Origin of the sequence: Sphaerisporangium rufum (genome assembly GCF_016863395.1) — a bacterium.
GTDB classification, from domain to species: domain Bacteria; phylum Actinomycetota; class Actinomycetes; order Streptosporangiales; family Streptosporangiaceae; genus Sphaerisporangium; species Sphaerisporangium rufum.
Genome location: NZ_BOOU01000044.1, coordinates 99,966 through 118,867 on the forward strand (window position 1 = coordinate 99,966; position 18,902 = coordinate 118,867).

18 protein-coding genes are annotated in these 18,902 nt (G+C 74.2%); 11 read left to right on the forward strand and 7 right to left on the reverse strand.

All coding sequences use genetic code 11. The features are described from left to right. Positions 1-82: 82 nt before the first annotated feature. Positions 83-1,045: a helix-turn-helix transcriptional regulator gene (locus tag Sru01_RS14975; protein WP_203985105.1), complete on the reverse strand. Its 963-nt coding sequence runs from the start codon at positions 1,043-1,045 to the stop codon at positions 83-85. Between the two features lie 126 nt (positions 1,046-1,171). On the opposite strand from Sru01_RS14975, the gene Sru01_RS14980 reads away from it, so the two are divergent. Together Sru01_RS14980 and Sru01_RS14985 are read left to right on the forward strand one after the other, a co-directional pair. Next, positions 1,172-1,579: a VOC family protein gene (locus Sru01_RS14980; protein WP_203985106.1), complete on the forward strand. Its 408-nt coding sequence runs from the start codon at positions 1,172-1,174 to the stop codon at positions 1,577-1,579. Continuing rightward, positions 1,576-2,115 (forward strand): YdeI/OmpD-associated family protein, encoded by a 540-nt coding sequence (locus Sru01_RS14985; RefSeq protein WP_203985107.1) that lies wholly within the window; start codon positions 1,576-1,578, stop codon positions 2,113-2,115. The genes Sru01_RS14980 and Sru01_RS14985 overlap by 4 nt, the downstream gene beginning before the upstream one ends. A gap of 33 nt (positions 2,116-2,148) precedes the next feature. Here the strand turns inward: Sru01_RS14985 and Sru01_RS14990 are convergent, their stop codons facing one another. From Sru01_RS14990 to Sru01_RS15005, 4 genes are all read right to left on the reverse strand, one after another. Continuing rightward, positions 2,149-3,192 (reverse strand): DUF4037 domain-containing protein, encoded by a 1,044-nt coding sequence (locus Sru01_RS14990; RefSeq protein ID WP_203985108.1) that lies wholly within the window; start codon positions 3,190-3,192, stop codon positions 2,149-2,151. Between the two features lie 189 nt (positions 3,193-3,381). Further along, the gene (locus tag Sru01_RS14995) at positions 3,382-4,209 is read right to left on the reverse strand and encodes a GNAT family N-acetyltransferase (protein ID WP_203985110.1); all 828 of its coding nucleotides are present in this window, start codon (positions 4,207-4,209) and stop codon (positions 3,382-3,384) included. Then, positions 4,206-5,636 (reverse strand): adenylosuccinate lyase, encoded by a 1,431-nt coding sequence (purB, locus tag Sru01_RS15000; protein WP_203985111.1) that lies wholly within the window; start codon positions 5,634-5,636, stop codon positions 4,206-4,208. The genes Sru01_RS14995 and purB overlap by 4 nt, the downstream gene beginning before the upstream one ends. A gap of 100 nt (positions 5,637-5,736) precedes the next feature. Beyond that, on the reverse strand, positions 5,737-8,982 hold the full coding sequence (locus tag Sru01_RS15005; protein WP_203985112.1) for an efflux RND transporter permease subunit: 3,246 nt from the start codon (positions 8,980-8,982) through the stop codon (positions 5,737-5,739). Between the two features lie 134 nt (positions 8,983-9,116). Between Sru01_RS15005 and Sru01_RS15010 the strand changes: the two genes are divergently transcribed. Both Sru01_RS15010 and Sru01_RS15015 read left to right on the forward strand, forming a co-directional pair. Further along, on the forward strand, positions 9,117-9,566 hold the full coding sequence (locus Sru01_RS15010) for a MarR family winged helix-turn-helix transcriptional regulator (RefSeq protein ID WP_203985113.1): 450 nt from the start codon (positions 9,117-9,119) through the stop codon (positions 9,564-9,566). Positions 9,567-9,610: 44 nt separating this feature from the next. Further along, positions 9,611-10,408 (forward strand): SDR family NAD(P)-dependent oxidoreductase, encoded by a 798-nt coding sequence (locus Sru01_RS15015; protein WP_203985114.1) that lies wholly within the window; start codon positions 9,611-9,613, stop codon positions 10,406-10,408. 140 nt (positions 10,409-10,548) lie between these two features. On the opposite strand, the gene Sru01_RS15020 is transcribed toward Sru01_RS15015, so the two are convergent. Beyond that, on the reverse strand, positions 10,549-11,094 hold the full coding sequence (locus tag Sru01_RS15020) for a DUF1772 domain-containing protein (RefSeq protein WP_203985115.1): 546 nt from the start codon (positions 11,092-11,094) through the stop codon (positions 10,549-10,551). Positions 11,095-11,347: 253 nt separating this feature from the next. On the opposite strand from Sru01_RS15020, the gene Sru01_RS15025 reads away from it, so the two are divergent. The 7 genes from Sru01_RS15025 (at position 11,348) to Sru01_RS15055 (ending at position 17,817) form a co-directional block, all read left to right on the forward strand. Next, entirely contained in the window at positions 11,348-12,535 is a 1,188-nt protein-coding gene (locus Sru01_RS15025) for a sensor histidine kinase (protein ID WP_203985116.1), read from the forward strand. Further along, a complete protein-coding gene (locus Sru01_RS15030; RefSeq protein ID WP_203985118.1) occupies positions 12,532-13,215 on the forward strand; it encodes a response regulator transcription factor in 684 nt (227 codons plus the stop codon). The genes Sru01_RS15025 and Sru01_RS15030 overlap by 4 nt, the downstream gene beginning before the upstream one ends. A gap of 35 nt (positions 13,216-13,250) precedes the next feature. Then, positions 13,251-13,877: a TetR/AcrR family transcriptional regulator gene (locus Sru01_RS15035; protein ID WP_203985119.1), complete on the forward strand. Its 627-nt coding sequence runs from the start codon at positions 13,251-13,253 to the stop codon at positions 13,875-13,877. Further along, positions 13,874-15,313 (forward strand): MFS transporter, encoded by a 1,440-nt coding sequence (locus Sru01_RS15040; protein ID WP_239137434.1) that lies wholly within the window; start codon positions 13,874-13,876, stop codon positions 15,311-15,313. The genes Sru01_RS15035 and Sru01_RS15040 overlap by 4 nt, the downstream gene beginning before the upstream one ends. Positions 15,314-15,368: 55 nt before the next feature. Then, entirely contained in the window at positions 15,369-15,908 is a 540-nt protein-coding gene (gene soxR, locus Sru01_RS15045; RefSeq protein WP_203985120.1) for a redox-sensitive transcriptional activator SoxR, read from the forward strand. Between the two features lie 352 nt (positions 15,909-16,260). Then, on the forward strand, positions 16,261-16,533 hold the full coding sequence (locus Sru01_RS35630; protein ID WP_239137435.1) for a hypothetical protein: 273 nt from the start codon (positions 16,261-16,263) through the stop codon (positions 16,531-16,533). Positions 16,534-17,139: 606 nt separating this feature from the next. After that, positions 17,140-17,817: a DUF6461 domain-containing protein gene (locus Sru01_RS15055; RefSeq protein WP_203985122.1), complete on the forward strand. Its 678-nt coding sequence runs from the start codon at positions 17,140-17,142 to the stop codon at positions 17,815-17,817. 353 nt (positions 17,818-18,170) lie between these two features. Here the strand turns inward: Sru01_RS15055 and Sru01_RS15060 are convergent, their stop codons facing one another. Then, positions 18,171-18,380, reverse strand: a complete 210-nt coding sequence (locus tag Sru01_RS15060; protein ID WP_203985123.1) for a hypothetical protein — start codon at positions 18,378-18,380, stop codon at positions 18,171-18,173. Between the last annotated feature and the right edge of the window lie 522 nt (positions 18,381-18,902).

The following is an 18,902-nucleotide window of genomic DNA, read 5'->3' on the forward strand; positions in this document are numbered from 1 at the left end:
CGCCCGCATCCAGCCGAGCATCCCGGCGCGCCGTCGCCTCGATCGACCATCGGCGCCTCCTCTCGCCACCTCGCCGGAGGCGTCAGGCAACGGGCGGGACCGGCGGGTAGCGGCCGGTGAGTTCGGCGCCGATCCGGGCGAGTTCGGCGCGGACCTGCGGCGGGTCGAGCACCTCGACGGCCGAGCCCCAGCCGGCCAGCTGGCGGGCGATGTCCAGCGGGGTGGGGGCGCCGAGGCGGACCCGGGCGCGGCCGCCCGGGCCCGGCCGGTCGTCGGGCCGGCAATGGCGGCCGAAGTGGTCGCGCAAGATCGGCACGTGCCGGGGGTCGATGAGCACGGTGGCCCAGGTGGCGGCGCGGCGCTGCTCGACCTCGCCGACGACCTGCTGCCAGGTGCCGGGCAGGGTGAAGTCGTCGGGGCGTTCGGCGGGCAGGGCGGTCGGTTCGGCCGACAGGACACGGTCCAGCCGGAAGGTGCGCCGGCCGTGTTCGGTGCCGGCGACCAGGTACCAGACGCCGTCCTTGTCGACCAGGCCCCAGGGGTCGACGAGCCGTTCGGTGCGGGTGCGGTCGCGGGCGGCGTAGGCCAGGCGGACCTTGCGGCGGGCGACCACGGCGGCCTGCAGCGGCCCGGCGATCGGCGGCCGGTCGCGGCCGGTCTCGCCCCAGCGGGCCGGGTCGACCAGCATGGCACCGGCGGCGGCCTGGGCGTCGGCGCGGAACGTCGCCGGCAGGGCGCGCACCAGCTTGCGCAGCGCGGCACGGACGTCGGCGGAGCCGGCGGCGGCCGGTCCGGCCAGCAGGAACAGCGCCTGCGCCTCGGTGGCGGTCAGGCCGCTGAGGTCGGTACGGGCGCCGCCGACCAGTGACCAGCCGCCGCCGCGGCCGGGCTGCGCGTAGACCGGCACGCCGGCGGCCGCCAGGGCTTCCAGGTCACGGCGGGCGGTGGCCACCGAGACCTCCAGCTCGGCGGCCAACTCGGCGGCGGTGGCCCGGCCCCGGGACTGCATGAGCAGCAGGACGGCCACCAGCCGGTCGGCGCGCATCGCCCCTCCCCCTTCCGGGCGGTGGAAAACCCCGCGGAAAAGTGCTCAGAAGGTGAGCAGTTTACGGCGGAGCATGGGTGATGACCACCAAGAGGTGGCCGCGGAACAAGGAGAAGGAGACCGCCGATGCTGCGCGGATTCGCCACGCTGAACTTCTGGGCCGACGATGTGGCGGCGGCCGGCACGTGGTACGCCGACCTGCTGGGCGTCGAGCCGTACTTCGAGCGGCCCGGCCAGGGCCTGCCGCCCGCCTACCTGGAGTTCCGGCTGGGCGACCACCAGGCGGAGTTCGGGCTGATCGACCGCCGCTACGGCCCGCCCGGTGCCGCGCAGCCCGCGGGAGGAGCGGTGATGCACTGGCACGTCGACGACGTCAAGGCCGCGCTGGACCGGCTACTGGAGCTGGGCGCCACCCCCTACCAGCCGCTCACCGAGCACGGCCCCGGGTTCGTCACCGCCTCGGTCATCGACCCGTTCGGCAACGTGCTCGGCGTCATGTACAACGAGCACTACCTGGAGATGCTGCAGCGATGATGCGGTTCACCGACGCGGCCCACTTCGAGGCATGGCTGGCCGGCCACCACGACACCGCCGGCGAGATCTGGCTGGCGATCGCCAGGCGGGGGGCGACCGCCGGGACGGTCACCATCGAGCAGGCGCTGGAGGTGGCGCTGTGCTACGGCTGGATCGACAGCCATCGCAAGGCCGGCGACCAGGACACCTACCTGCAGCGGTACTCCCCCCGCCGCGCCGGAAGCCGGTGGTCGCGGGTCAACGTCGAACGCGCCGAGTCGCTGATCGCCGCGGGCCGGATGCGCCCGCCCGGCCTGGCGCAGATCGCCGCGGCGCGGGCCGACGGCCGCTGGGCGGCCGCCTACGCCGCGCAGCGGGACGCCCCCCTCCCACCCGACCTGGCCGCGGCGCTGGCCGCCGACCCGGTGGCGGCCACCCGCTTCCAGGCACTCGGCAAGACCGCCCGGTACCGGCTGGTCCTGCCGCTGCTGACCGCCCGGACGGCGCGGGGCCGCGCGGCGCGGCTGGACCGGGCGGTCGGCGAGCTGTCGCGGTGAACGTGCCCGTCCCCGCGCGGTAGGGCGCCGGGGTCACCGGGCCGGGTGCAGGGCGCGGGTGACGGCCCGGGAACGGGTGGCGTCGGTGAGGACCTCGACGGCGTCACTGACCTGGTCGACGCTGCCGGCCGGGGACCGGGCGCCGGGGACCGGGCCGGCGGCGGCCAGCAGGGCGTCGGCGAACCGGTCGGCGCCGATCACCTGGAACGGCCGGTCGTGGAAGGGGCGAACCGCCGGGTCCAGCGGCTCGGTCAGGGCCAGGCGGTTGTGCAGGGCGGCCAGCCGCTCGTAGGCGCGGCACAGGTGACGTTCGCGGTCCCGCCAGGTGCGGCCGCCGAGCGCGCCGGCCAACGCCTCGCCGATCTCCGCCGAGCCCGGCAGCCGGGCGAAGGCGCTGCCCAGCCATTTGGTGTACGGCGGGTAGCGGCGGCGCATCAGCAGGCACAGCTTCATGACGTCCTCGGCGATGCGCGCGGTGACCAGCCGGGAACCGAGGTCGTCGCCGACCTCGCCGCACCGGCCGGGGAAGGCCTCCACCTGGCCGATGCGCCGCCACTGGCAGGCCAGCACGTACCGCCACAGCGGGACGGGGTACCAGCGCAGCGCGGCGCGGGCGGGAGCCAGCTCGCCCAAGCCGTCGTGGAAGACCTCGCCGCTGGTGAACTCGGCCAGGCGCTGCCAGGAGGCGCCGAGCCAGTCGGCGGTGGTGATCTGGCCGCGCGGGTCGAAGCCGAGATGGGCGCGGGCGAAGGACGCCAGATCGGTGACCTGGACGCCGTGGTGCAGGGGGTGGCGGTCGGAGCCGAAGGCGGTGGGGTAGCCGCCGAACCGGTCGGGCAGGTGCGCAGCGATCCGGTCGGCCAGCGGGCGGGCCGCGGCCGGGTCGGTGAAGATCAGGACGCGGGGGCCCCAGTCGTGGTCGGTGGAGCGTTCGGTATCGAAGGCCAGGACCTCCGACCCCGGGCCGATCAGCGCCGCGCCGTGCGGGACGGCGCCGGCCAGCGGGGCGACGACCTGGTGGTAGAAGGCGCGGGACAGCTCCCGGCCGGGGACGAACCCGGCAGCGAAATCGGACATCACTCGATAACTGTGCCTCCCCGGCCGCCGCCGTTCACCTGGTTTTCCACCCGGCCGCCTGTCGGGCCGCGGATGGGCGGGCACACCCGGCCCTCCGGGGCACACGCCGGGCGGCGCGGGTGTGACCGGCACGCCCCATGACCGGCAGTCCCGCGGAGCCGTCCGCCGCGGCCGCACCGGCCCGGGGTTTCAGTGGCCGCTCACCCGGGCGGCGGCGACGGTGACCGGGTGCAGGCCCAGCCGCGCGTACAGCGCGATGGCGGTGGCGTTCCACTGGTCGACCATCAGCGCGACGCGGCCGTGCTCGGCCCGCAGCGTCTCCACCAGGAACCGGCACACCGCCGTCCCGTGGCCGCGGCCACGATGCCCCGGCCGGGTGGCCACCCCGGCGATGAACCCGACCGGCGGCGCCGACCAGGCGTCCGCGCCGACCGCCAGCAGCCGCCGGTCGCCGTCGCGCACTCCCGACCAGCGCCGTACCCCGGGCAGGCCGGGCACCGCGTAGGAGCCGGGGTTGGCCTCCGCCAGCAGCGCCGCCACCGGTTCGGCGTCCCGCTCCCTGAGCCATCCCGCCGGGCGGTGCTCCCCCGCCGGAACCGGCCGCGCCGCCGGAAGCGGCGGCACCAGCGGGTCCGGGGCCGGGGCGGCCGCGGCGCGCGGTGCGGCGGGGATACCGGTCACGCCCCCAGGGCCGGCCGAGTCCATCCAGACGAACGCCGCGGAGAACTCCAGACCCGGGATCCGCGCGGCCAGCTCGCGCACCAGCGGCTCCACCGCCATCGGCCGGTAGGACGGCCCCACCTCGGCCAGCGCGTGCGCCACCAGCGGCACCGCCTCACCGGCCGGCCCGCACACCACCAGCCGGTCGCGGCGGGCCAGCGCCGGGCAGGCCACCGCGACCGCCTCACCGGAGGCGAACACCCGCACCCCGGCGGGCAGGCCCTGCATCGCCCACAACGGCAGCAGCCGGCCACCGGCCGCCGCCTGCCGCGCCGGCCCCGACAGCTCCCGGATCACAGAATGGCGCCCGGGCGGTAGGCCGCCGCCTCCGGGTGCCGCGCCACCACGGCCGCCACCTTGCCGGCCACGGCCGCCACCTGCGCGCCGGCCGCCCCGGTGAACGGTGCCGGATCGGCCAGCAGCGCCGCCAGCGCCGCCCGGTCCAGCGGGAAGCGCTCGTCGCCGGCCAACCGGTCCAGCAGCGGATTGGCCGAGCCGCTCTCCCGCATCGCCAGCGCCGACGCCACCGCGTGCTCCTTGATCAACTCATGGGCGGTCTCCCGGCCCACCCCGGCGCGCACCGCCGCCATCAGCATCTTGGTGGTCGCCAGGAACGGCAGGTACCGCTCCAGCTCGGCGGCGATCACCGCGGGGAACGCGCCGAACTCTGCCAGCACCGTCAGCATGGTCTCGCACAGCCCGTCGAAGGCGAAGAACGCGTCCGGCAGCGCCACCCGGCGCACCACCGAGCACGACACATCGCCCTCGTTCCACTGGTCGCCGGCCAGCTCCCCCACCATGGAGGCGTACCCGCGCAGCACCACCGCCAGGCCGTTGACCCGCTCGCAGGAGCGGGTGTTCATCTTGTGCGGCATCGCGCTGGACCCCACCTGGCCGGGCTGGAACCCCTCGGTGACCAGCTCGTGCCCGGCCATCAGCCGCACCGACCGGGCCAGGCTGGAGGGCGCCGCGGCCAGCTGCACCAGCGCCGTCACCGCCTCGAAGTCCAGCGACCGCGGATACACCTGCCCCACGCTGGTCAGCGTCGAGGAGAACCCAAGGTGCGCCGCGACCCGGCCTTCCAGCTCCGCCAGCCGGCCGTGGTCGGCGCCCAGCAGGTCCAGCATGTCCTGGGCGGTGCCCACCGGCCCCTTGATCCCGCGCAGCGGGTAGCGGGCCAGCAGTTCCTCCAGCCGGGCGAAGGCGACCAGCAGCTCGTCGGCCGCGGTGGCGAACCTCTTGCCCAGCGTGGTCGCCTGCGCGGCGACGTTGTGCGACCGGCCCGCCACCACCAGGTCCTGGTACCGCACCGCCTGCTCACCCAGCCGGGCCAGCAGCGCCACGCACCGGTCACGGGCCAGGGCCAGCGCGTCGCGGACCTGCATCTGCTCGACGTTCTCGGTCAGGTCACGCGAGGTCATCCCCTTGTGCACGTGCTCGTGCCCGGCCAGCGCGTTGAACTCCTCGATGCGGGCCTTGACGTCGTGGCGGGTCACCCGCTCCCGCGCGGCGATCGACGCCAGGTCGACCTTGTCCACCACGGCCTGGTAGTCGCCCACCACCCCGGCCGGCACCTCGACGCCCAGGTCGGCCTGCGCGCGCAGCACGGCCAGCCACAGCCGGCGCTCGGCGATCACCTTGTGCTCAGGAGACCACACCCGCGCCATCTGCGGCGAGGCGTAGCGGGCGGCCAGGACGTCGGGGATGTGCGGCTTGACGGTCACGTCGGCCCAGTCTATGGCCCGCCGCCCGGCCCCCGCCCACCCGGGCCCGCTCGGCCCGCCCGCGCGAGGCGGCCGGACCGGGCGGGGCCGAGCGGCGGGCTCAGCGGGCGCCGAGGGCCTCGGCGTCGTACACCGTCGGCTCGGGGTCGGGGGTGCGGCGCGCCCGGCGGCGCGCCACCCGCCCCTTGATCCCCTCCACGATCGAATACAGCGTCGGCACCAACACCAACGTCAGCAGCGTGGAAGACACCAGCCCGCCGATCACCACGATGGCCAGCGGCTGGGAGATGAACCCGCCCGACCCGGTGAGGCCCACCGCCATCGGGGTGAGCGCGCAGATCGTCGCGATCGCCGTCATCAGAATCGGCCGCAGCCGCCGCCGGCCGCCCTCGATCACCGCCTCCCGCACGCCCATCCCCTGCGCCCGGTACTGGTTGATCAAATCGATCAGCACGATCGCGTTGGTCACCACGATGCCGATCAGCATCAGCATGCCGATCAGCGCCGGCACGCCCAGCGGCGTGTCGGTCACCCGCAGCAGCCCGATCGCGCCGGTCGCCGCGAACGGGATCGACACCAGCAGGATCAGCGGCTGGGCGAAGCTGCGGAACGTCGCCACCATGATCATGAAGACGATCGCGACCGCCGCCAGCATCGCCATGCCCAGCTGCGCGAACGCCTCCTCCTGGTCGGCGCTCACCCCGCCGATCGTGTAACTCACCCCGGCCGGCAGCCCCAGCGTCCGCATCCGATCGGTGATCTTCGCGGTCACCGCGCCCAGATCCCCCGCATCCGCGGCCGCCGACACCGACGCCGTCCGATCCCCGTCCCGGCGGGTGATCTGCGTCGGCCCCTCCACCTGCCGCACCGACGCCACCTGCGACAGCTTCACCGTGCCCGTCGCCACCGGCAACCGCAGCCCGCGCACCGCCGCCACATCATCGGGCGCGTCCCCACCCGCGCGCAGCACGATGTCGCTCTCCCGGCCGTCCACGGTGATCCGCCCGACCGGCGCGCCGCGGAACGCCTGCGCCACCGTCTGCCCGATCCCGGCCTCGGTCAGGCCGCGCGCCGCCGCCTTCTCCCGGTCCACCCGCACCTCCAGGCGCGGCGCGCTCGCCTCCAGATTGGAGCTCACGTCCCGCAACCCCTCGATGCCGCGCAGCGCCGTGGTCACCGAATCCGCCGCCGTCTCCAGCGCCGAAAGGTCCGGCCCCTGCAAGATCACCTCGGCGCGGTCGGAGGCGAACCCCCCGCCCTGCTGCCCGCCGACGGTCACCTCGCCGACGTCCCGCAGCGCCGCCAGCCGCTGCCGCAGCCGCTCCTCCAGCGCCGGGGTCTCCACCCCCTCGGCCACCGTCACCGAGTACGACGCCCGGTCGGCCGCGCCGCCCACCCCGCCGGAGAACGTACCGCCCGACCCGACGTTCACCTGGTAGGAGGCGATGTCCTTGGTGCCCGACAGGACCTGCTCGACCTTCTTGGCCGCCGCGTCGGTGGCCGACAGGTCGGTACCCGGCGGCATCTTCTGGGTGATGGAGATCGTGTCGTTGCCCGAGGAGTCGATGAAGTTGGTCTTCAGCCCCGGCGCCAGCGCCAGCGTCCCCACGAAGATCACCAGGCCGGCCAGCAGCGTCACCAGCCGCCGCCTGGTCGCGAACCGCAGCACCGGCAGGTACGCGCGCTGCAACGGGCTGCGCAACTCCTTGGCCTCGGCCTGCCGGCGCACCTGCCGCGCCTCCTCCGGTGACAGCGCCGGCGACTTCAAGAACCAGTACGCCAGCACCGGGATCACCGTCAGCGACACCAGCAGCGACGCCAGCAACGCCACCGTCACGGTGATCGCGAACGGCGCGAACAGCTGCCCCACCATCCCGCCCACGAACGCGATCGGCAGGAACACCGCCACCGTGGTCAGCGTCGAGGCCGTCACCGCGCCGCTCACCTCGCGCACCGCGGTCAGCACGGCCTGCCGCTTGCCCTCGCCGTAGCCGAGGTGACGCTTGATGTTCTCCAGCACCACGATCGAGTCGTCCACCACCCGGCCGATCGCGATGGTCAGCGCGCCCAGCGTCAGCAGGTTCAGCGAGTAGTCGCCCAGCCACAGCGCCAGCAGCGCGATCACCACCGACAGCGGGATCGACACCGCGGTCACCAGCGTGGAACGCAGCGACAGCAGGAAGATCAGGATCACCAGGACCGCGAACACCAGGCCCAGCAGCCCTTCGGTGGACAGGTCCTCGATCGACCGCTCCACGTACGGAGCCTGGTCGAACACCACGGTGATCTCCGCGGCGTCGCCCAGCGCCCGGGTCAGCCCGGCCAGCTCGTCCCGCACGTCGTGGGAGATCTGCACCGCGTTGCCGTCCGGGGTCATCGTGATCGACAGCCCCAGGCTGCTCGCCCCGTTGGTCCTGGTGATCGTCGTCGCCTCGGCCGGCTCGGCCTCGACCGTCGCCACATCGCCCAGCCGGACCGGCTTGGGCGCCGCCGCTGCCACGGCATCGGCACCGGCGCCCGTGGCCCGGCCGGCCGCCTGGCCCTGCTGTGCCTGTGCCTGGGCCTGACCGGCGGGCCGGCCCTGCGCGGCGGCGCCGGACGGCGCCTGCGGCGTCAGGTACAACCCGCGCAGATCCTCTACCGACGCCAGCCGCCGGCCCACCTGCACCGACAGCGATCGGCCGTCCTGCACCAGGCTGCCCGCCGGCACCGGCGTGCCGTTGGCCTGCAGCACCTGCGGGATCGTCGCCGGCGACACCCCGGCCAGCAGCATCTTGCCAAGATCCGGCGTGATCACGACCCGCTGCTCGCGGGCCCCGGTCACCGACACCTCCCGCACCCCGGTCACACCCTGCAGCGTCGGCACCGCCACCCGCTCCAGCCGGTCCAGCATCCCCCGCTGGTCCCCGTCGTCACCGACCGCCAGCACCATCACCGGGATATCGTCGGTGTTGCCCGCCACCACCGTCGGCTCCACCCCGGCCGGCAGCCGCTGCCCGAGCCGGGCCACCGCCTGCTGCAGCCGGCCCACCGCCGCCTCCACGTCGGTGCCGTACTCGAAGGACACCTGCACCTGCGCCAGGCCCTCCTGCGAGGTCGAGGTCACCTCGGTGACCCCCTCCAGCCCTTCGAACGCCCCCTCGATCGGCCGGGTGACCTGCTCCTCCACGATCCCGGGCGCCGCACCGGCGTACGGGGCGACCACGAACGCCCCCGGGAACGACAGCGACGGCAGCAACTGCTGTTTCAGCGAGGGGATCGCGAACACGCCGAACGCGCTGATCACCAGCGCCGCCAGCACGACAAGGCTGCGATTGGCGAGGCTCAGCCTGGCCAGAGCGGTCATAAGGGGAACCGGACCTTCCGGGGGTATGTCCGTCAAGAAAGAATTCTCGCCATGCTAACACTTCATCTGATACGAACATTCAGCGCCAGTGTGAACTCCTGATAACCTGACGGCGCCCCCGGCGGAAGGTCAACGTGGACGAGCGAGAACAACTGATCGCGCGCATCGGCGAGGTCCAGCACGCGCTCGCCCGCGCCTTCGCCCACGACCGCTCCACGCCACTGCTCGCGCTCAACCTCACCATGCAGCAGCTCAAGGTGACCCTCATCCTCGCCGCCCACGACTCGGCCTCCGGCCAGGAACTCGCCGCCGCCCTCGGCACCGGCCTCGGCACCGTCACCGGCATCGTCGACCGCCTCGTCGCCCAAGGACTCGTCACCCGCCGCGAGGACCCCGACGACCGCCGCGTCCGCCGCGTCCACCTCACCGACGCCGGCCGCCGCATGACCCGGGAACTCGCCGAAGCCGGCCTGGCCGGCTACCGCCGCCTGCTCGACCGCCTCGACCTCGACACCCTGCGCCGCATGGACGACGTCATGACCGCGCTGCACCGCGCCGCCACCGACCTGTACGGCCCCTGCTGACCTCCCCGCCGCCCGCACCCCCCGCGGTGATACCGTCCACTGCCATGCGATCGACGGACGCGCCCGGCCCCGCCGCCTACCTGGAACGGCTGTTCTCCCTGGCGGGCCGCACCGCCCTGGTCACCGGCGGCAGCTCCGGCATCGGCCGCGCCATGGCCGAGGCCCTCGGCCGCGCCGGCGCCGCCCTGGTACTGGTCGCCCGCCGCCCCGCCGAGCTGGACACCGCGGTGCGCGAGCTACGCGACCAGGGCGTCCGCGCCACCGCGCTGCCCGCCGACCTGGCCGACCCGGCCGAGGTGCGGCGGGTGTGCGACCAGGCCGCCGGGCATCTCGGCGACATCGACATCCTCGCCAACGTCGCCGCCGGCAACATTCGCCGCCCGATGGGCGAGCTCACCACCGCCGACTACGAACAGACCATGGCGGTCAACCTCACCGCCCCCTACCTGCTCGGCCAGCACTTCGGCCCGCTGATGGCGGCGCGCGGATGGGGCCGCATCATCAACGTCGGGTCCCAGCAGTCCGTGCGCGCCTTCGGCGACAGCGGCGTCTACGGCGTCAGCAAGGCCGCCCTCGCCGGGCTCACCCGCTCCCAGGCCGAGGCCTGGTCCGCCCGCGGCGTGTGCTGCAACACGATCATCCCCGGGTTCGTGCTCACCCCGCTCACCGCACCCGCCCAGGCCGTTCCCGGCCGGGTGGAGGCCATGGCCGCCCGTACCATGATCGGGCGTAACGCCGTGCCCGGCGACTTCATCGGCCAGGCCATCCTGCTCGCCGGGGACGCCGGCGCCTACATCACCGGCCAGACGGTCTACGTGGACGGCGGCTTCGCCGTCCACTGACGACATCTCCCCCGCGCCTCGAACGGCGTGACGGGTGTCGCCGGCCATCGCTGCCGACGCCTGCGGTCTTGGCGTCGTAGCGGATTTTGATGTTCAGGTGTTTTGGTTTTTCATCAACCCAGCGGCTTTACAAAGTAAGTTCATTGTCCGGTCGCCGGCGACCGCGCCGGAGCCGTGGCGGTGCCCGTGCGCAGGCGGTACCAGCGCAGAAACCCGGTGAACGCCAGGCCCGAGGTCAGCGCCCCGCCCGCCACCCGCACCCAGTGCCCCGCGTTGAACTCCGCGGCCACCTGCCGCAGGTAGTCCGCCGAGTGCGTCCCCACCGGGTCGACGAACATGATGGTGTTGCGCGGCCAGAAGAACCACGCGGAGAACAGGAACTCCGCGAGCACGAACACCACCGTGGCCGCGGCGATCCACCAGCGCGCAGGCGACCGCCAGGCCAGCAGCGTGCCCACCGCGGCGCTGAGCGAGATGCTCAGCCCGAGCGGCGGGAAGAAGTCCGACGGGCTGCCCGCCACCATGAACTCCCTGGTCAGCTCCAGTGACGCCGGCGGGTCCCGGAAGATGTTCGGGTACAACATCACCGTCTCCCCGAGCACCCCGCCGAACGAGATCATCGCCGTGACCACCAGGTACAGCAGCACCACCGTGGTCACCCGCGGCAGGTTCGGCGGCTTCACCATGACAACTCCAGTCCACCAGGCGCGCCCCCGGGGCGTGCGGATCGGCGGCGACCGCGGCCGGCATTGCGGTGCCCGCCGCGGTCGCCCCGCACCGGATCCGGTCGGCGCGGAACCACGACGCTAGGGGCGACCCCTCCCCCGGCGCGTCCGCCCCCCGTCCCGGACCGCTGTCGCCTTTCGACGTACCGGGCCGCCCGGCGATGACGTCGCCAGGCGGCCGACCACCGGCCGGCCGGTTCCATACACTGCCGGAATGAGAAGGGTGCGGCCATCGGCCGGCGTGGTGGACGCCGGCATCGCGGCGGCCGTCACGGCGGTGATCGCCGTGGCGGTGACCGCCGACGTGGGCGGCCGGTCGGCGCCGCCGGTCGCCGCCTACCTGTTCGCGGTCGGCTGCGGCGCGCTGATGCTGCTGCGGCGCCGGCTGCCGGTCGCGATGCTGCTGGTCACCGCCACCGGGCTGATGGTGTACTACGCCGCCGGGCTGCCGCCGATCGGCCTGGCCGTGCCGGTGGCCGGCGCGCTGTTCTCCGCCGCCGAGGCCGGGCGGCAGTGGTGGGCGGCCGGCGTGGCCACCGCGATGCTCGCCCTGTCGGGGTACTTCCGGCTGGCCGAGGGCGACGACCCCGCCTACCTGTTCGGCCTGGAACTCACCTCCGAGCTCGGCCTCATGGTCGCCATGATCGCGCTCGGTGACGGGCTGCGCAGCCGCCGGCTGCTGCGCGCCGAGATGCGCCACCGGGAGGCCCGCGCCGCCGCCGAACGTGAGGAGATCGCCATGCGGCGCATGCAGGAGGAACGGCTCGGCATCGCTCGCGAGCTGCACGACGTGCTCGCCCACACCGTCACCGTCATCTCGCTGCAGGCCTCGGTCGGCGCCGAGGCGCTGCCCGGCGACCCGGTCGCCGCCCGCTCCTCGCTGGAGGCGATCCGGCAGGCCGGCGACGAGGCGATGGGCGAGCTGCGCGCCACCCTCGGCCTGCTGCGCCGGGACGCCGGCGCGCCCACTCCCGAACCGCCGGCCGGAGCGGCCGGCCTGGCCGCCCTGGACCGCCTGATCGCCGCCACCGGCGCGCTCCCGGTGACGCTGCGGGTGTCCGGGCGGCCGGCGCCGCTCCCCCACGTCGTCGACGCCACCGCCTACCGGGTGGTCCAGGAGGCCCTGACCAACACCCTGCGCCACGCCGGCGCGACCCGCGCGTGGATCGACCTGGACTACCGGGCCGGGCTGCGGATCACCGTGACCGACGACGGCCGCGGCGGTGACCCGGCCGCCGCGGGCGCCGGCCACGGGCTGCGCGGCATGGCCGAACGGGTCGAGCTGCTGGGCGGGATGATGCACGCCGGCCCCCGGCAGGGCGGCGGCTTCCAGGTCCAGGTCACCCTGCCGACGGCCGCGCCGGCCGGCGGGTCCGCCGGCCGGACGGCGGCCCTGCGATGAGCGCCCCGCCCGCCATCCGGGTCGTGATCGTCGACGACCAGCATCTGGTGCGCGCCGGGCTGCGCGCCCTGCTGGACCGGGCCCCGGACATCACGGTCGCCGGGGACGCCGCCGACGGCGAGGGCGGCCTGGCCATGGTGCGCGCCGAACGGCCCGACGTGGTGCTCATGGACGTGCGGATGCCCGGCATGGACGGTATCGAGGCGACCCGGCGGATCGTCGCCGACCCGCACCTGCACCAGGTGCAGGTGGTGATGCTCACCACCTTCGACACCGACGAGCACCTGTTCGCCGCCATCCGCGCGGGGGCGGCCGGGTTCCTGCTCAAGGACACCCGGCCCGACGAGCTGCGCGAGGCGGTGCGCACCGTGGCCTCCGGCGAGGCGCTGCTGTCCCCGGCGGTGACCCGGCGGGTCATGGACGCCGTCGCCGCCGTGCCGGGCCGGCTCGACCCGGGCCGCGTCGCCGCGCTGACCGACCGCGAGCGCGAGGTCCTCGCCCAGATCGCCACCGGCCGCTCCAACGCCGAGATCGGCGCCGCGCTCTACATCAGCCCGGCCACCGCGCGCACCTACGTCAGCCGCCTGCTGACCAAGCTCGACGCCCGCGACCGCACCCAGCTGGTCGTCATCGCCTACGAAAGCGGCCTGGTCCGCCCCGGCACCTGCCCCGATCCCTAGTAGACAGTGTCTACGTCCTCTGGTAGACACTGTCTATGCAGCCGGAGGATTCACTGCGCGAACGGCTCGTCGAGGCCGGCGTGCAACTCGTGCAGGCCGAGGGCGTCTCCGCGCTGGGCTTGCGCGAGATCGCCCGCCGGGCCGGAGTGTCGCACGGCGCCCCGCGCCGGTACTTCCCCACCCACGCGGCACTGCTGTCCGCGATCGCCCGCCGAGGTTTCATCGACCTGGCCCGGCGGTTCACCGAGGCGACCGGCCAGACGGCGCCGCCACGACAACGACTGCGGGCGATGGCCCACGCCTACCTGCGGTTCGCCGGCGAACACCGCGGCATGTTCGAATTGATGTTCCGTCACGACCTACTGCGCGGCCAGGCACGCGCCACCGGAGAGCCACCGCTGCGCGACGCGAGCCTGCCGCTGTTCGCCCGCATCGTCGAACTGGTCGATCTGTGCCCGCCGGGCGCCGGCGCCCGGCGGCGAGTCCCGGCCCAGGTGACCGCGGTCGCGCTGTGGGCGAACGTGCACGGCCTGGCCGAGCTGTCGGGGTGGGGCAGTGTCGAGCTGATGCTGGGTGAACCGGACCCGCCGCCGACCGGCGACCGGCTCGACCGGCTCATCACCGAGATCCTGGACGCCCACCTGGGTCAGGAGGCCCGGTGAGCGGCACGGCCCGGCGCCGGTCGGCCCTGACCGTCAGCGCGGCCGGAGCCATGCTGGTCGCCCTGGACGGCACGGTCCTGCTCATGGTCCAGCCCTCGCTGCGGCGCGACCTGGCCGCGAGCGTGACGCAGACCCAGTGGGCCAGCACGGGTTATCTGCTGTCGGTGGCGGCGCTGCTGGTCATCGCCGGACGGCTCGGTGACCGGTACGGCCATCGGCGGCTGCTGCTGTGCGGCCTGTGCGGCTTCGCCGCGGCCTCGGCCGGGATCGCACTCGCTCCCGGCATCGGCGTGTTGATCACCCTGCGCGTACTCCAGGGCCTGTTCGCCGCCCTGCTGCAGCCGGCGACGCTGGCGCTGCTGCGGCTGACCCACCCGGCCGACCGGCTCGGCCGCGCCATCGCCGTCCGCACCGGCGCGATCGGGCTGGCCGGCGCGGCCGGGCCGATCCTCGGCGGCCTGCTTGTGGCACAGCTGGGCTGGCGCAGCGTGTTCGCCGTCCAAGCCCCCATCGCGCTGGCCGTCGCCGCGCTGGCCATGGCCACCCCGGCGCCCCCGCCGCGGCACCGGCCGGCGAAACGGTTCGCGATCACCGGGACGCTGCTGATCGCCGGAGTGCTATCGGCGTCGGTGTACGCCCTGGCCGGGGTGCCGGCGCACGGCTGGACAGGCGGGCCGACGCTGGCGGCCCTGGCGTGTGCCGTCGGCGGCGCGGTGATCCTGCTCGCCTGGGAACGCCGGACCGCCTACCCGATCGTGCCGGCGGCGGTGGCCCGGTCGAGGCCGGTGACGGCCGCGATGGCGATCCTCCTGCTCACCAGCGGCGGCATGTTCGGCGCCCTGTTCGTCGCGACATTCCTGCTGCAGGATCTGCTGCGCCTCGACCCGCTCGCCGCGGGCCTGCGTGTCATCCCGCTGACCATCCTGATGGTCCTCGGCGCGCCGTTGGCGGACGCGGCACTGCGCCGGTACGGGCCGCGCCGTACCGCCGTTGCCGGCTTGGTGCCGGTCGTCCTGGGCATCCTCGGCCTGACCTCGCTCGACCAGACCGGAGCGTGGAGCGCGACAGCCGGGTCCATCACGGCCTTCGCCCTGCTCGGGCTCGGCTTCGCCACGGTGATGGTCACGGCCACCGGGACGGTCGTCGGGGACGCGCCGGCCGGACACGCAGGGATCGTCGGCGGGCTCAAGCAGACCGCCATGAACATCGGGCCCACCCTCGGGATCGCGATCGCCGCCGGCCTGATGCCGGTCACCCCCTCCGGCGCGGCCACCCGGTTCGCGCTGCCTGCCATGGCCGCGCTCGCCGCTCTAGGGACGCTGCCCGCGCTACTGCTGCCCGCCAGGCCGGTCTCCACCTCAAGGGCATCCCCCGCCGACGGCGGCGGCTCCCTCCGCCGGGGTTCACCGGCCGAGGCGCGAGCGTCCGGCCGGTGAACCCCGGCGGCCAGCGAACTTCAACCATTGTTGAGCTATGCGCTAGCCTGGCGGCATGACGCGACTGTCGTGGAAGGCCACCGAACTGACCGTCGGCGAGCTGTCCGAGCGCAGCGGAGTACCCCCTTCCGCGCTGCGCTTCTACGAGCGCGAAGGGCTGATCACCAGCCGGCGCACCCCCGGCAACCAGCGCCGCTACACCCGCGACACGCTGCGCCGGGTGGCGTTCGTCCGGGTCTCCCAGCGGGTCGGCATCCCGCTGGCCACCATTCGCACCGTGCTCGGCCTGCTCCCCGAAGGGCGCACCCCCACCCGGCAGGACTGGGCGCGGGTCTCCCAGCACTGGCGCGAGGACCTGCAGGGCCGGATCCGCCAGCTGGAACGGCTGCGCGATGACCTGGACGACTGCATCGGCTGCGGCTGCCTGTCGCTGGACCGCTGCGGCCTGGCCAACCCCAAGGACGCCCTCGGCGAGCAGGGTCCCGGCGCCCGCCGCCTCCCCGACCCGCCCTCCGCGGCGAAGGCCGGCGCCGCCGGGCCCGGCCAGGGCGGCGAGCGGCCCGTCCCGGTGCCGGACGCCGGCTGCTGCGCCTGAACCCTGCCTGAACTCTGCCTGGATTCCGGCCGGGCACCCGCGAGGCGGCCGGCAGGACAGGGCGACCGGAACAGGGCCCCCGCGCCGGGAGCGGACGGCGGCGCGGTCCCGCCGCCGGCGTCCCGGCCCGGCCGGAGCACCCAAGGATCGGGCGGGGCCCACGGGGCCGCGGTCAGCGGCCGGACACCCGCCGGGCGGCGGCCCGGCGGCGTGGTGCCGCAGCTCGGGGGACGTCCGCACGATCGCCGCCACCGCCAGCACGGTCAGCAGCCCGCCGGCGCAGATCACGACCCGCGGCCCGTACCCCGCCGCGGCCGCACCGTGCAGCAGGCCGGCCAGCTGCGGGCCTCCGATGAGCACGATGCTCAACGCGCCCTGGATCCGGCCGCGCAGCGCGTCGTCGGTGTGCGCCTGGGTGATTGCGTTGCGGAAGGTGCTCAGCACGCAGTTGAGCGCGCCGCCCAGCGCCAGCGCCGCCAGCGCCGCCCACAGGCGGGTGGCCAGCCCGAGCGCCACCACGGTGATCCCCCACCCGGCGGCGGCGGCCGCCATCAGCGCGCCGTGCCGGGCGGCCCGGGTGAACGTGCCCGACAGCAGGCCGGCCAGCACCACGCCGGCCGGATAGGCGGCGTACAGCAGGCCCAGTTCCAGGCCGCCGCCCGGGGGGGCCGCCGAAGGCGTGGCGGGCCAGCTCGGGGAACAGCGCCACCGGCATGCCGAACACCATCGCCGCCAGGTCCACCGCCAGCACCGCCACCAGCAGCCGCTCGCCGGCCAGGTACCGCACCCCCGACAACAGGCGGACGGCCACCCCGCCCCGAACGAGCCGCCCGGTGGACGGGCGCGGCGGCAGCGCCGGCAGCCGGGCCACCGCCCCGACGACGGCCAGCAACGCGACCGCGTCCGCCAGGTACAGGGTGGCCAGCCCCACCATAGGGATCAGCGCGCCAGCCAGCAGCGGCCCGAGGATCGCGCCGGTGTACCGGGTCAGCGAGCTCAGGCTCGCGGCGGCCGGCACCAGGCCCGGCACCACTGCGCCCATCGTGGTCATGATCGGGGGTTGGTACTGGTGGAGTCACCTATTCAACTATCGCGAGTTCTCGATGCCGTGGGCCGCGGTAGTGACTTTCCGTGATTCCGGCGGCAACAGGTCGACTCTCGAACAGCCGGTGCGCGCGCGGAGGGGTGAAGTGGGACCGAGTATGTCGGTAGGGCCTGCCAAGATCGCGACATGACAATCGAGGGGCTGACGCCGTTTCGCTGGCTGCAACCACCGTATGGCGATCGGGGCAACCTACTCGGCGAGATCTACTGCGTGACCTTGCTGCGCGGGCTCGACCCGGCCGAGGTGCTGCGGCGGTTCGGCGCCCGCACGAGCACGGAGATGAGCTTCGCCGAGCTGGGGCTGGCGGTCTCCGACTTCACGATGGTGACCGGCGGCGGTGACGGAGGTGGTCATGTCGGAGTGGTCGCAACCGGCGATGGGTGCGCGGCGGTGGAGCTGTGCGGCTGGTCGGGGACGGGCACCCCGACGCTGTCGCGGCTGTCGGCCGGCACCGACGTGGTGTCCGTCTTACGGCATGACTACGCCTGCGACTACTTCCACTACGCCGCCGACGGTATGGTGATCACAGCTTTCGACCCGACCGCTCCCGAGCATCGCTCCGGTGCCGACACGGACCGGCTCGCCGTCCTCATGCGCGAGTTCGGTCTGCCTTTGAAGGAGGGCTCGGACGAGGAGTGGGACCAGCGGTACGACGACCTGTCCGAGCACGGCCTCGCGTGGATGTTCGCGATGGCGGCCCGCCTCACCGGCGTGACGTTCACCGCCGACCTGCTGAACGGACCACTCCTGGTGGGTACGATCGCCGATCTGCCGCAGAAGGATCTTCAGCGTGAGGCACTCTGATACGGCGAACGGCGTACTTTCCGGGGAACTGGTCTCTCGTCTATTCAACTGTCGCGAGTTGTCGGCTCCGTGGGGCTCGATGGTGACCGTCCGTGTTGCCGCCGGCCAAGGTCTCCAGCAGAGGGTCGGCGTGCAGCAGCCAGCCGTTGGGGGTGTGCTGCTGGAGGTAGGTGCGCCATTCGGTGTCGTCGGCGGCTAGGCCGGGCGCGGCCGGTGGCCGGGGCGTAGGCCAGGAGGTCAAGCAGCAGCCGCAGTGCGATCTCCCCGCCGTACATGCCTGAGTGGCGAAGTGCCGCGTTGAGCTCACCGACGAGGTGGGCGCGGATCTGCGCGCGAGCGTGGCCCGGATGCCGTCATGCCTCTATCTTCGCCGCAGTAGAGGAAGCGGGGTCGGCGGGTGAGCGGCGCAGCAGCAGGGTGAGGGTGGCGCGGGCGTCGCGGCGGCGGGCCGGGGTGCGGGCGAACACCGACGCGGCGGCTAAGGCGGTGATGGTGAGGCCGTACAGCAGGCCTCCGGCTCCGACCGCGGTCGCGGCGGGCAGCAAGCCGGTCAGGACGTTCACGTGAGACGCTCCCAAGGGGTTGGGCCCTGGCTGGGTAAGCGAGCCGGGGCGGATAGGGAGAACCGCAGCGGTCCGGCCGGTTTCCGGCGATCACTCCGCCCAGGTGCGGACGGGCCTCTAGGCTTGTGAACATCGGGGAAGCGAGTATTCCGGTGGGCGTCCGGTCCGGACCGCTCACCGGACGTCCGACGTCCACGCACGCGCTTGCAGGAGCCGCTCGGTGCCAGCCACTACCCCCGCCCCGCCTGTGACCGGTGAGAAGCCGGAATTCTCCCGGGCACTGGCACAGCTATATGAACAGGCTGGCGAGCCGACCTACGCCGAGCTGATCCGCCAGGCCGCCGCTCAGCAGCCGCCGGTGACGATCGGGAAGTCCTCGTTGGGCGACTGGCTGAGCGGGAAGAGCATCCCTTCCTCACCCCGGGTGGTGGAGGTGCTGATCGCCTGCCTGCAGGCCAAAGCCACCCGCTACGGCCACTCACCGATGGCGCCAGGCTGGTGGGAAGCGCAACGGACGCGAGC